Genomic DNA, 12,052 nt, shown 5'->3' with positions numbered 1-12,052 from the left:
TCGCCCCTATTTGCGCGCAATGATGGCGATGCTGGCAATGAGAAGGATGGCTCCGACAATACCGGTAGTGGTAAAGCGTTCGCCGAGGAGGAGAATAGCCAGCAGAGCTGAGCCAAGTGGTTCGAGGAGTGTAATGGTCGCCGCGGTGGTTGCGCGTACACTGCGCATGCCGCGCACATATAGCGCATACGCGATAGCTGTGGGTACGATGCTGAGGTAGATCAGTACCAGCCAGCCCTGGACAGGATAATCAACCACCAGGCCGGTGGAGAGAGCTGCCGGCAGCAGCAGGATGGCACCCAGGGTAAAGGATAGGGCGACCGGTACAACCGGATGATAATCGGCGGCAATTAGGCGTGCGCCAAGTACGACCAGACTGTATGAGAAGCCGGCAGTGAGGGCCAGTGCCGTCCCGATCAGCAGATCGATGGTAGATTCCACCTGGGGCGCACCACCAACCAGGAGACCGGCACCGACTACGGCACCGCCAATTGCCAGCCAGGTCGCAGGTCGTAGTCGCTCGCCGAGGAACGCACGCGCCAGGAGCGCGGTAAAGATCGGTGCGCTGCAAATGTTAATCAGCACAGCCGCTGCCACGCCGAGGTAGGGAATGGCAGCAAAATAGGCGACCTGATAGCCGGCAAATGCCCCGCCGATTAGCCCCAGTGTCCAGCGATGGCGGGATTGAATACAGAATGCCTGTTGTCCAGCCAGGAGGCGAGCTGTTATCAGGAGCACCGGTGCTGAGAGGAGCAATCGTAAAAAGCCAATCGAGAGGGAATTGGTTTCTGTTAAGCGGTAGAGCCAACCAACAGCGACTCCAATCGTTCCCCAGCTGAGGGCAGCGATCACGACCATCGCGACATCGAGCGGACGTTGTGCTTCATCGAGGCGTTGCATAACTGTCACAGGCACACACTAGCCCCCGTGACGATTGCACGGGGGCTATCAAGGCTGACACACAAGCGATAAAGAGCTTAATCCAGATAGCCGCGGAGCTTCTTACCGAGATGGGGATGGCGGAGCTTGCGCAGGGCAACTGCTTCAATCTGGCGAATGCGCTCGCGGGTAATCCCAAACTCGATACCCACCTCTTCGAGCGTGCGGTAACGACCGTCTTTGAGGCCGTAGCGCAATTGAATAATCTTCCGCTCGCGTTCGGGCAGCTTCATCAAAACCTCTTCGAGCTGCTCGCGCAGTAATGAGGCAGCAGCCGCTTCGGCGGGAGTGGAAATACGATCATCCTCAATAAAATCGCCCATCCGTCCTTCACCCTCTTGCCCGACCGGCATCTCAAGTGAAAGGGGATGCATGCTCGCCTCAAGCGTGCGGCGTACTTTACCGGCGGAAATACCCATTGCATCGGCGATCTCTTCCGGAGTCGGCTCACGCTGCATCGTCTGCTGGAGGCGATGAGACGTGCGCTTAACCTGACTAATCGCCTCACCCATATGGACGGGGAGACGGATTGTGCGGCTCTGATCGGCAATCGCACGCGTGATCGCCTGACGGATCCACCACGTTGCGTAAGTACTGAACTTATGCCCCTTTTTGTAATCAAATTTCTCAACTGCCCGCATCAGGCCAATATTTCCCTCTTGGACGAGATCCATCATCGTCAGGCCGTAGGACGTGTACTTCTTGGCAATACTGACGACCAGGCGCAGATTAGCCTGAATGAGATGATGGCGGGCATCCTGTCCCTGCTGGACTGCCCGTTCAAGCTCGAACCGTTCGCGGGCCGAGGTGTATTCTTCGCGATCAAGGCGCTGGCGAGCAGCAGCACCTGCTTCCATTGCTTTTGCCAGTTCAACCTCTTGTTCGGCAGTCAGCAACGGTACCTGCCCGATCTCTTGTAAGTACATGCGAACCGGGTCATCAAATGCAATATCACCCAAATCGGGCAAATCAGCAATGAGATCAGCATCTGGATCGGGTTCAAAATCGGTCGGGCCATCGAGTTCATCACTTGACTCGATTACTTTGATCCCCTCAGCTTGCAGCATCGCATAAAGCTGATCGATCTCAGCAATGTCGTGCTCTGGGTTTGGAAAAGTAGCAAGAATGTCGGCGTGGGTGATGTAGCCACGCACACGAGCTGCGGCGAGCAATTGCTCGATCATTGCCTCTGACTCCGGTGTAGCTTTGCTCAACATCGTTCAACCAGTACTCTGTTGATGGCGTCAGGCTGGCGTGACGACCATCACTAGGCCGTTGATGAGACGGCGGGCTGCTGCAATCGATTTTTTCGTCTTCAGGAATATTGAAAGGCCACAGCGACACTACTGAAACGCCGGGCCTTACACGTCGCGTACTCCCTGTTGCTTCGGCAAAGGAATGGGGTTGAGAGAAGGCCCTCAAACCCCAAGCTGTCACCGCGATAGAGGGACGCAAACGTGGCACCCCATTAGACGTAACTAAGGCTACTATAGCACTGTTGGAGTATCAGAGTCAACCCCCTCTTTGGACTGATTCTGAAAAAACATGTGATTTGTCCATTTGAGCTGGTCACTCTGGCTGCGTGTCAGGCAGATACGCGCTAATGCGTGAGAGGAGAAAATGACGAATATCGTTTCGCAAATAGCAAAAGGCGCGCACACTAATGCCGTTAGGTTCGACAACCAGCTCAATGGGGCGGATGCGGCGTTCGAGGGGATGGGAATTGCTGTTAGACGTGTACCTGATGCGTAAGGTAGACCCGGTAGCCAGTGCAGCAGCCAGTGGCGGTGGGGCTTCCGGTTCAGGGTCATCGGGGAGCAGACCACGTGCGAAACGGAGAACTTCACCCAGGGTTATGACACCGAGGCTGACCATTTCATTAACAAAACGATCAAAGAGTGCGCGTAATGTCAGCACATCATCCATTGCCCGATGGGTGGGTGCCGGCAGGCCGAACGTCGTGGCTAGTGCGGCCAGGCTCAGTGAACCGCGACGGATACCGAGGCGCCGGGCCAGTTCGAGGGTGTCGAGCGCTGGGCCGGTAAAGGGTGGATAACCGGCTCGACACAGTTCCATATTCAAAAAAGACTCGTCGAAGGGAAGGTTGTGGGCAATACGTACCGCGTTCTGGCTGATCTGCACAATCTGGGGCGCAATATCGGTAAATAAAGGCGCATTGTTCAGATCTGCCGGCTGAAGACCGTTAATTTGGGCTGCCTGCGGATCGAGTTCGCGTTCGGGATTAATTAACGTATTAATCCTGCCCACCTCCTGGCCATGCTCCCAGCGGAGCATGGCCACTTCGCAGATGCGATGACCGGCCTGAAGCTCAAGCCCGGTCGTCTCAACATCGAAGAAGAGGAGTGGCACGTCGGTAATGGGTTGTTGTAGTTCAATGCCTGTCATTGTGTCACCGGTACCTGCGCTGCAACATCGTCGGGAATGCCGAGCAGGCTGGCCTGTACCCAACCCTCACGGTCACGAATATTGCGTACTCGATACCATGTGCCGTCGGCGGTGCGCTCAAACAACTCGACCACCTCGTTGATCTCAACCCGATCAATTTGCGCACTGGCCGGATCGGCAGCCAGGTAGAGCAGACCGCTGACAAAGACCGTCACCACATTGGCAACCGGTGTTTCGGCAGCGATCAGGTCAGTGACGGCAATGAGGGTTGCGCTGACCCAACCGATCTCATCGCGCACAGTACGCACGTAATACCATCGTGCGTTGGGAGTGCGGGCCAGGATTTGGACTTGTTCACCGGCGTTGATTCCGCCGATCACGTTATTAATGCCTGTGTAGGGCAGACTCCGCACATTACCACCATTTGTGACAGCGACCGGTTGACCGGTAGGCAACGTCGGGGTTGGGATTGCCGTTGGCGACGGCAGTGGAGTTGGGGTTGTCTGCGCTGCCGGAGGCTGAGTGGCCGTTGGTGATACGGTAGGTGAAGGTGCCTCTGCCACGCCACCTGTTTCCCCATAGAAGGCGGCCTCGAAGTTTGCCAGCACCTCCAGCTCGGCCTCAGCACTTACGCTACCGTCTGGCGTGCTGACGACGACGGTATAGCGTTGTCCACGTGGTGTTGGATCGCTATCAGGAATCTTTGCGGTGCGCAAATCACCCCGGTCGCGGCGAATACGAATGGTCTGAGCAGGATCGATCCAGCGCAGTGGTTGTCCGTCGGCGCGTAGTTCGACTTGCAACTCACTGTCATCAGGCAGGCCGGTACTACGCACTCGCACCCCGATGGTCAGCGGATCGGCACGGACAATTGCTGCATCTTCTATCGTGATGGTGACCGGTACCGGTGAAGGTGTGGGTGTTGGTGGTGGGCTGGCAGTCTGATCGTTATTTAAGCTCGATACCAGTATCCCAATTCCCAGACAGAGCAATACCGGGATCAGCACAAAAAGGATTTTGGCTGCCAGGGAGAGATTACGCAGTCGATCTTGCCAGCTTTGTGGCTCTTCCAGTGGTACCGCTGTGTAATCAATCGGCGTTGCCGGGGGAAGTTCCAGTTCAGGTGTCGATTGCTGAGCAGAACGACGGCGACGAATCAGGATGACGACCATCAGAATGATGATAAGTCCAAGAATGATAAGCCCGATGGCTAGTGGTGTTGGTATCTGATTGAGCGTTGTTTGCATGCGTAACCTCGAATACAATCGCTTCGAGTGCCTATGATATGCGAATCCGGCAGTATCTGCAACTTGTACTTGCAGGAGTAGTAGAATCTACCACAAGATCAGCACTTTCCGGCATTGAAGCAGCGTTTTATTCCGCCGGCTCGCCAAATCGTCGGTCTGTCAGACGTATCTTGTCTTACAACGATACCGGGGATCGCTCCCAGAGCAGGGCGACGCTGAGCACACGAGAAGATACAGTCATTCATTGTATTGTTGCTGCGTGAGCGATAGCACACCGTCGTGGATGATGTACAGGCAAAAATGACTATAATATTGATAACCGGATAGTAGCACGAGGTTATCCATGGCGACACCATCCATCCCACCGATTCAGCGTTCGTGGGCACGTTGTCAGGCACGTGGGCTAGACCCAACGTGTGCACCGCAAACCGGGATGGTTAATCTGAGTGGGTGGAGCCATCTGCAGGCCCTGGTTCGTTCGTCAATAGAAGATTTGTATCAACTTAGTGACCATCCCGGTTTTGTGGTGGTCATTTGCGATGATCAGGGAACGATCATCGATATGGCCGGGGATAGCGCCATTATGGTGCAGGCGCAGCAGTATGGGATTGGATATGGGATCACGCTGGCCGAGGAGTATGCCGGTACTAATGCGGTTGATCTGGCTTTGCGCGAAGCTCTACCCTGTCAGACCGCCGGTGATGACCACTACTGTCAGTGGTTACAATCGTTTGCGCTGGCTGCGGCACCGATTTTTAGCCCTGATGGTCGGGCATTAGGTGCGCTAGCCATCCTCAGCCTGGTCGAAGAGCGGCATCCGTATGCGCTTGGAATGGTTATCGCGGCAGCGCAGGCATTTCATAGTCAATTACGTGCTGAACGGTTACTGAACGAAGCGAACGATCAACTTACCGAACTCTACGCGACGCTTGATACGATCAACGAAGGGTTGATCTTTGTTGGTCCTAACGGGGAAATCCGGCGCTTGAGTCGGCGTGTCGCCGGTATTCTGGGCATCAATGTTCGCTCGGCTGCCGGGCGCCCGCTGACCAGTGTGATTTCACCGCCACCCGCGATTGCGGCTGCGCTCCAGCAGCTCAGCACGCTCGAAGAGCAAGAGGTGATCTGGCAAACACCGACCGGAGCACAGGCGGTTATCTGTGGGGTGCGCCCGGTATGGGATCGCAGCCGTCGCTACCTGGGCAGTGTGATCACGTTGCGGCCAACTGAAAGTGTGCGTCAACTCGTCCAACAAGTGGTCGGGGCACGGGCGACATTTACGTTTCGTGATATTGTTGGTCAGAGTGAGAGTATGCGGCAGGCAATGCGCCAAGCACGGCTGGCGGCTGCCGGTCGAGGGGCCATTTTGTTGCGAGGTGAAGCCGGTGTCGGCAAGGAGATTTTTGCCCAGGCGATCCACAATGCCAGTAGTCGCGCCGGTGGCCCGTTCATTCGCGTCTCGTGTGCGGCAATTCCTCGCCAGTTGATTGATAGCGAGTTGTTTGGGGTGGAGGGGGCGGATAGTCAGCCTGGGCGCCCTGGGAAGCTGGAGCTGGCCCATGGAGGCGTATTGTATCTCGAAGCTATCGATGCCCTCTCGTTCGATCAGCAGACCAGTCTGCTGCGGGTGATAGAGATGGGACGGGTGATCCGTACCGGTGGAGCGCGTCCGATACCGGTTGATGTGCGGGTGATTACCACCGGTCATAGTCTTGAGCAACTTGTGGCGGAGGGACGTTTTCGCGCCGATCTGTACGCCCGCCTGAGTGCGTTTGTTGTTGATATTCCGCCGCTGCGGCAGCGTGGCGACGATATTATCCTGCTGGCCAATCATATGATCCGGCGGTTGAGTGAACAGTTCGGGCGACAAGTGGCGCTCGATCCAGATGCGTTAGCTGCGTTGCGGACGTATCCGTGGCCGGGGAATGTCCGTGAACTGGAAGTGGTGCTGGAGCAGATGGTACAGACGAACGCCAAGAGTGTGCTCACGGTGTCGGATTTGCCCCCGGCCATTGCCCGCCACACCACACCGTTACTCATCTCCGACAGCCCACGTCTGGCCGAGACCCAGGAGTTGAGTGAACGAGACGCCATCTTACGGGCCGGTCGGGCAGCGGGCGGGCGGTTAGGCCGGGCAGCCGCGTTGTTGGGGATCAGTCGGGCCACCCTCTGGCGTAAGATGACCCGTTATCGAATTTCGCGTGAGGATATGGTACCGTAGTCCGACGGGTGGTTGTGTTCGAGTTGTGCGCAACTGGTATGATGTAACAGGACTACCGTCTGGCAGCATCCCAAACGTTATTGTTGAGACCTTTTATGCGACAATTGACCGGCCCCTGTCGTCTGGTATTGCTGTGCCTGGTTGCTGGGTCGTTGTGTGCTGACGCGCTCATCCTGCAGGATCGGGTTACACAACCATTTGCAATCCGCGCCCTGGCGGAGTTGCGTGCAGTTGGGATTAACAGCCATCTCACTACCCGTTACCCCGATGCGGCTACAATGCCAATTCCGGCGGCAATTCTGGCCGATCTCGGTGTGCAATGGGTGCGCGAAGATTTACACTGGCACCGGATTCAGCCCGATCCCGCTACCTGGGATTGGACATTCAGCGATGCCGCACTCTTGGCATTGCACCGGCAGCGCTTGCAGGTACTGGCTGTGTTGGGGCCGGCAGTCGGATGGGCCACGCCCGATCCTACCGATCATCCCAACCAGATCTCGTTTGCTGCCCCAGACGAGGCTGCATTTGTGGCGTATGTGGCAGCGGTTGTGCAACGTTACCGGCACGTTGTGAAACACTGGCAGGTCTGGAATGAGCCGGATCAAGCGTTGTTTTGGCGACCGGCTCCTGATCCTGAGCAATATACGCGCCTGCTGATCGCAACAGCACGGACGATCCGGGCAATTGATCCAACAGCGTCGATTCTGCTGGGAGGGATTAATCCGTTTGATACCAGTTTTCTGCAGGCGATTGCAGCCTATGGGGGCTGGCATGCCTTTGATATGATTGCCATCCATCCCTATGTCGATCCGCTGAACCCGGTAGAAGGCAACCTGATCGCTGTAGCTGATGGGGTGAGAGCTATTGCCGCAAAATACGGCTGGAAACCGGTGTGGGTAACTGAAGTTGGCTGGGCGAGTGGGGCGAGCGACCGCGATCCGCTGGCGCTAATTGATGTTGCGCAACAAGCGGCCTATTTGCCGCAGGCGTACTATGCCCTCTGGCAGGGCGGAGTCAGCCATGTTTTCTGGTACGCACTGAAAGATGATCCGCACAACACGTATGGCTTGTTTGCGTATGGCAGCGGGCGGGCCGATTTTAGTCGTGCTAAACCGGTAGCGGCTGCCTTGCGCGATCTGGCTACATCTATGCCCACGGTGGACTCAGCTATGCCAGTGACGACTATTCACCTGCTTGATCAGCGGGTAGCATGGCAACGTCCCGCTCAACCAAATGGATCGATCCGGCAAGCACAGGACGGCTTGCATATTGCGTATCGGTTTACCACCCGCGCCAATGATTACGTCGCCTTTGAGTTGCGCGAACCAATTGCGCTGCCTGCCCATACCAGAGCATTGATGGTGCGCCTGTCTGGCGATGGCAGTGCGCATCATCTGCGTCTCTGGGTGCGTGACGCAGAGGGTGAACGTTTCGCGCTGACCGTTGGGATGATTGGCCCGGAAGCGGATCAGGTTTTATTGGCACCAATCGGGTATAGGGCGCTCCAGTATGGGTATGTTTCTGGTGAGGGAAATCGGCGTCCCGATGCGCCACTGGCATTGCAGGCGATTGTGGTTGACGATCAGTATGATGGGTGGAGTGGTGTAGGCGAGTTGATCATTGGCGAGATTGCTGCGCTGGTCGGTAAAGCCGGTGATAGTAGTTATTACACATTACCGGTCGGCGACACACGACCGGGTACTGCGTCCGCGATGGCGCTCGTGGGTACGGTTGGCGCGGTAGCCTGGCTACCACACGCCATACCTGCGACACGATAAACCGGTCAGGATATAGATGACCGGACGCTAACCAGAGATGACAGTCAAGAGCACGGTTGGTGCGGTAGCGTAGCTTCTACGCACCATTGGCCGTGGAACGTGTTCTGATGTGGCATCCACCTGACTAGCACGGTCAACAGCGTAACACGCACCCGGCACGAAGCACGGCTGGTGCGGCAGCATGGCTGCCGCACTCCAAACTTCGCGACCCGCGCACAACGAACGAGCAAGGTACATAATCCAGTGCGTGATGGCACCGCAGATGGTCAGCAGCCCTCCCCGCTGCTATACCGGTAGCCTGGAAGCAGGATACACCCTCTTCTGCATCCTACCTCCTCTTTCCTATTTCCTATCTCCTACCCTTCCCCCTAACCTGCGAACGACTCAATCACCGCCTGATACAACTCAATCGTCTGGCGGGCAATTGCGTCCCAGCTAAACACCTGTTCGACCCGACGCCGACCGGCCTGACTGAACTGATGACGCATGTCGGGATTGGCCAGCAGACGATTGATCGCAGCCGCCAGATCTGCCGAGAATGCGACGGGATCGACGGGATCGAAACTGCCCGGCTTGAGATTGGGATCGACCAGCAACCCCGTCTCTTCAGGAATGACAACCTCTTTGATACCGCCGACCGCCGAAGCCACCACAGCCGTCTCACAGGCCATCGCCTCAAGATTGATAATACCAAACGGTTCGTACACACTCGGACAACAGAAGACGGCGGCGTGCGAGTAGAATTGAATCACATCCTGGCGGGGAAGCATCTCGCGAATCCAGATCACACCGGGACGGTGGGTGCTCACGGCGGCAACCCGTTCCTCCATCTCGATCCCGATCTCTTTCGTATCAGGAGCGCCGGCGCAGAGCACGATTTGCGCTGTCGGGTCAATGTGAGGGATGGCATTCACCAGATGGATAATCCCTTTCTGGCGCGTAATCCGTCCGACGAAGAGCACGAAGGGGCGGGTTGGATCAACGCCGTACCGTTCAAGGGCATCGGTTGCGCTGGTTTTCCGGTACTCGTTGAGATCGATCCCGTTGTAGATGACATGGACACGCTCGGGATTTATATTGAACAGGCGCAGAATATCGGCGCGGGTCTCTTTGGAAACGGCGATCACGGCATGGGCCTGCTCAATCGCCGTGCGTTCGATCCACGAGCTAAGATGGTAGGCGTTGCCCAGTTGTTCAACCTTCCAGGGGCGCAATGGTTCGAGCGAGTGGATGGTTAATACGTAGGGAATCCCCCATAGCTTGCTGGCGAACAGACCCGCCAGATCGGTGTACCAGGTATGACAATGAACCACGCTGGCGTCGAGCGTATCTTTTGCCATCGCCAGTGAGCGGGCAACTGCGTCGACCGCACCGGCAAAGCGGGGATCGGTATTCTGGCGTGCCTCTTCCCAGCGAGAATATCCCCGCACCTTCAGGTTGGCTGTGTCAACGTGTTGGTCGCCAAAGCAACGAACTTCAACCGGTACCATCCGGCTAAGCGCCTGGCTCAGATACTCGACGTGGACACCGGCTCCGCCATAGATATACGGTGGGTACTCATTCGTAAAGAGGGCCACACGGCGCAGTTCAGGCATAGCAAGCCTCTTCTCTCATGGTATAATGAACTCGTTTCTTCAGTATACATGGTTTTGCGCCAACAAGAGCAGCATGGATCGCATATCATGTCATGCACCGGAGAGGATGCCTGCAATGCTTGAGTTGTTCGGTCGCGGTCTTTTGTTTGGGCTGGCGATTGCGGCACCGGTTGGGCCGATTGGCTTGCTCTGTATCAGGCGCACGATAACCGACGGGCGATTGACCGGTTTCATCAGCGGATTAGGCGCTGCCACGGCTGATGCGCTCTACGGCAGTATTGCTGCGCTGGGTTTACAGGCGATGAGCCTGATCCTGCTTGGGCTGAGTTCCCTGCTTCAGCTTGCTGGTGGTATCGCCTTGATCTGGATCGGCCTGACAATCATGCTTGCCCGACCCGATCCGGTCATTGCCCAACCGACCATCACCCGGCGAGGCTTGCTTGGCGCATATCTCTCAACCTTCTTTCTTACACTGACCAACCCGGCGACCATCTTGATCTTCACCGTCATCTTTGCCGGTCTGGGCCTGGTTACTGCCGGTAACTTGCTCAACGGGATGACGCTGGTTGCCGGGGTTGCCTTCGGCTCGGCGCTCTGGTGGACGTTGTTGAGCAGTGGGGTTGCACTGGTACGCGGGTGGGTGACCGTGCCGGTGTTGCGGGTGATCAATCTGGTGTCGGGGTTGGTGATTATCGGGTTTGGGGTAGCCGCCTTGTTGAGCAGGGGTTTGTGATGACGTACACCGTGATTGTAGCAAATGCACCGGCGATTGATCTTACGCCGTACCAGCGGTTGCTGACGCTTGCCGACCGGCTGATTGCCGCAGATGGTGGCGGTACTGCCCTGTTTGCCGGCGGCTACACGCCGCACGTGATCATTGGTGATCTCGACTCAATTACTGCGGAAGCGCTGACTGCGTATCAGGCGCAAGGGGTCGTGATTGAACGGCATCGCCCCGACAAAGACGAGACCGATCTCGAACTGGCCTTGCTGGCCGCAGCCGCCATGGGTGCGACCCGGATCGACGTGATCGGGGCACTGGGTGGACGGTGGGATCAATCGCTGGCGAACGTAATGTTGTTGGGGATGCCGGAGCTGCGTGGCCGCCGTGTTCGTCTGCTCGACGTTCCGCAACAAATTTGGCTGGTGGATCGTGAGAGTATCATCCCCGGCCTCGTGGGTGATACCGTCTCGTTGCTGCCGTTTGGCGGCGATGCCCACGGTATCACGACCGCGGGACTGGCCTATCCGCTTACGAATGGAACGCTCTACCATGACCGGGCACGCGGCGTGAGCAATGTCATCAATAACCTGCCGGCACGAGTTTCGGTTGGGCAGGGCATGCTGCTGGTGGTGCTGACGACGCAGGCTGAGCCAGTGTAGGGAGTTGGCCTGCGCCGGTGTGCCACAGGCGACGAATAGCCTTGCGTTTTCGCGGGGGAATATCGCAATGATACTTGACCTATCATCACTGACTCGAGCAATTCAATCTCTCGATACTGTACTGCGTGTCGTGAATGATCGGTCGTAGTTCGATGCGCAGAGCGCGGAGGTTCAGCAGACAATCATGGCCGGTGTCGTGCAAAACTTTGAGTTCGTGTACGAATTGTGTATCAAGATGATACGGCGGCGGCTTGAACTGGATGCTGCTTTTCCAGAAGAGGTTGATGTCAGTAATTTTCGTAACTTCATCCGTACAGCAGCCGAAAAGGGGCTCATCACCGATGTCGAAGCCTGGTTTCGCTATCGCTTGTTGCGTCATATGACTTCTCACACATACGACAGTGCGAAAGCGTTGATGGTATGTCAACACGCAGGTGAACTACTTGCCGAAGCGCCAGCAGTGACGATACTCCGATCTTGATC

The 12,052-nt window shown here is 56.7% G+C and carries 9 protein-coding genes and 1 pseudogene; 5 read left to right on the top strand and 5 right to left on the bottom strand.

Annotated features, from left to right (window positions below; translation table 11 throughout):
• Positions 1 to 6: 6 nt before the first annotated feature.
• From VAE55_RS05735 to VAE55_RS05720, 4 genes are all read right to left on the bottom strand, one after another.
• Entirely contained in the window at positions 7 to 900 is an 894-nt protein-coding gene (locus VAE55_RS05735; protein WP_322814857.1) for a DMT family transporter, read from the bottom strand.
• Between the two features lie 77 nt (positions 901 to 977).
• Positions 978 to 2,123, bottom strand: coding sequence for an RNA polymerase sigma factor RpoD (gene rpoD, locus VAE55_RS05730; protein ID WP_012258920.1), 1,146 nt, complete (start codon positions 2,121 to 2,123; stop codon positions 978 to 980).
• Between the two features lie 385 nt (positions 2,124 to 2,508).
• Positions 2,509 to 3,345: a PolC-type DNA polymerase III gene (locus tag VAE55_RS05725; RefSeq protein ID WP_322814840.1), complete on the bottom strand. Its 837-nt coding sequence runs from the start codon at positions 3,343 to 3,345 to the stop codon at positions 2,509 to 2,511.
• On the bottom strand, positions 3,342 to 4,592 hold the full coding sequence (locus VAE55_RS05720) for an SH3 domain-containing protein (RefSeq protein ID WP_322814839.1): 1,251 nt from the start codon (positions 4,590 to 4,592) through the stop codon (positions 3,342 to 3,344). Before VAE55_RS05720 ends, VAE55_RS05725 begins: the two co-directional genes overlap by 4 nt.
• Before the next feature lie 343 nt (positions 4,593 to 4,935).
• Here VAE55_RS05720 and VAE55_RS05715 point away from each other — a divergent pair, with 343 nt between their 5' ends.
• Together VAE55_RS05715 and VAE55_RS05710 are read left to right on the top strand one after the other, a co-directional pair.
• Positions 4,936 to 6,813 (top strand): sigma-54-dependent Fis family transcriptional regulator, encoded by a 1,878-nt coding sequence (locus VAE55_RS05715; RefSeq protein ID WP_322814838.1) that lies wholly within the window; start codon positions 4,936 to 4,938, stop codon positions 6,811 to 6,813.
• A 95-nt stretch (positions 6,814 to 6,908) separates the two neighbouring features.
• Complete coding sequence (locus VAE55_RS05710; protein ID WP_322814837.1) at positions 6,909 to 8,591, top strand: glycosyl hydrolase; 1,683 nt, start codon at positions 6,909 to 6,911, stop codon at positions 8,589 to 8,591.
• Positions 8,592 to 8,959: 368 nt separating this feature from the next.
• On the opposite strand, the gene glgA is transcribed toward VAE55_RS05710, so the two are convergent.
• Positions 8,960 to 10,186 carry a glycogen synthase gene (gene glgA, locus VAE55_RS05705; RefSeq protein WP_322814836.1) on the bottom strand — a complete coding sequence of 409 codons (1,227 nt, stop codon included), beginning with the start codon at positions 10,184 to 10,186 and terminating at the stop codon, positions 8,960 to 8,962.
• A 115-nt stretch (positions 10,187 to 10,301) separates the two neighbouring features.
• On the opposite strand from glgA, the gene VAE55_RS05700 reads away from it, so the two are divergent.
• The 3 genes and pseudogenes from VAE55_RS05700 to VAE55_RS05690 all read left to right on the top strand — a co-directional run.
• Positions 10,302 to 10,919 carry a LysE/ArgO family amino acid transporter gene (locus VAE55_RS05700; protein ID WP_322814835.1) on the top strand — a complete coding sequence of 206 codons (618 nt, stop codon included), beginning with the start codon at positions 10,302 to 10,304 and terminating at the stop codon, positions 10,917 to 10,919.
• The gene (locus VAE55_RS05695; RefSeq protein WP_322814834.1) at positions 10,919 to 11,569 is read left to right on the top strand and encodes a thiamine diphosphokinase; all 651 of its coding nucleotides are present in this window, start codon (positions 10,919 to 10,921) and stop codon (positions 11,567 to 11,569) included. Before VAE55_RS05700 ends, VAE55_RS05695 begins: the two co-directional genes overlap by 1 nt.
• 172 nt (positions 11,570 to 11,741) lie before the next feature.
• A pseudogene (locus VAE55_RS05690) lies at positions 11,742 to 12,050 on the top strand (HI0074 family nucleotidyltransferase substrate-binding subunit); the annotation flags it as partial.
• Between the last annotated feature and the right edge of the window lie 2 nt (positions 12,051 to 12,052).

The organism is Chloroflexus sp. (genome assembly GCF_034432675.1).
Taxonomy (GTDB): Bacteria; Chloroflexota; Chloroflexia; order Chloroflexales; family Chloroflexaceae; genus Chloroflexus.
This window is presented reverse-complemented; position numbering and strand designations above follow the sequence as displayed.

Coding starts and splice junctions, on each gene's coding strand:
- VAE55_RS05735 (WP_322814857.1), bottom strand. CDS start 900: ATGCAACGCCTCGATGAAGCACAACGTCCGCTCGATGTCGCGATGGTC.
- rpoD (WP_012258920.1), bottom strand. CDS start 2,123: ATGATCGAGCAATTGCTCGCCGCAGCTCGTGTGCGTGGCTACATCACC.
- VAE55_RS05725 (WP_322814840.1), bottom strand. CDS start 3,345: ATGACAGGCATTGAACTACAACAACCCATTACCGACGTGCCACTCCTC.
- VAE55_RS05720 (WP_322814839.1), bottom strand. CDS start 4,592: ATGCAAACAACGCTCAATCAGATACCAACACCACTAGCCATCGGGCTT.
- VAE55_RS05715 (WP_322814838.1), top strand. CDS start 4,936: ATGGCGACACCATCCATCCCACCGATTCAGCGTTCGTGGGCACGTTGT.
- VAE55_RS05710 (WP_322814837.1), top strand. CDS start 6,909: ATGCGACAATTGACCGGCCCCTGTCGTCTGGTATTGCTGTGCCTGGTT.
- glgA (WP_322814836.1), bottom strand. CDS start 10,186: ATGCCTGAACTGCGCCGTGTGGCCCTCTTTACGAATGAGTACCCACCG.
- VAE55_RS05700 (WP_322814835.1), top strand. CDS start 10,302: ATGCTTGAGTTGTTCGGTCGCGGTCTTTTGTTTGGGCTGGCGATTGCG.
- VAE55_RS05695 (WP_322814834.1), top strand. CDS start 10,919: ATGACGTACACCGTGATTGTAGCAAATGCACCGGCGATTGATCTTACG.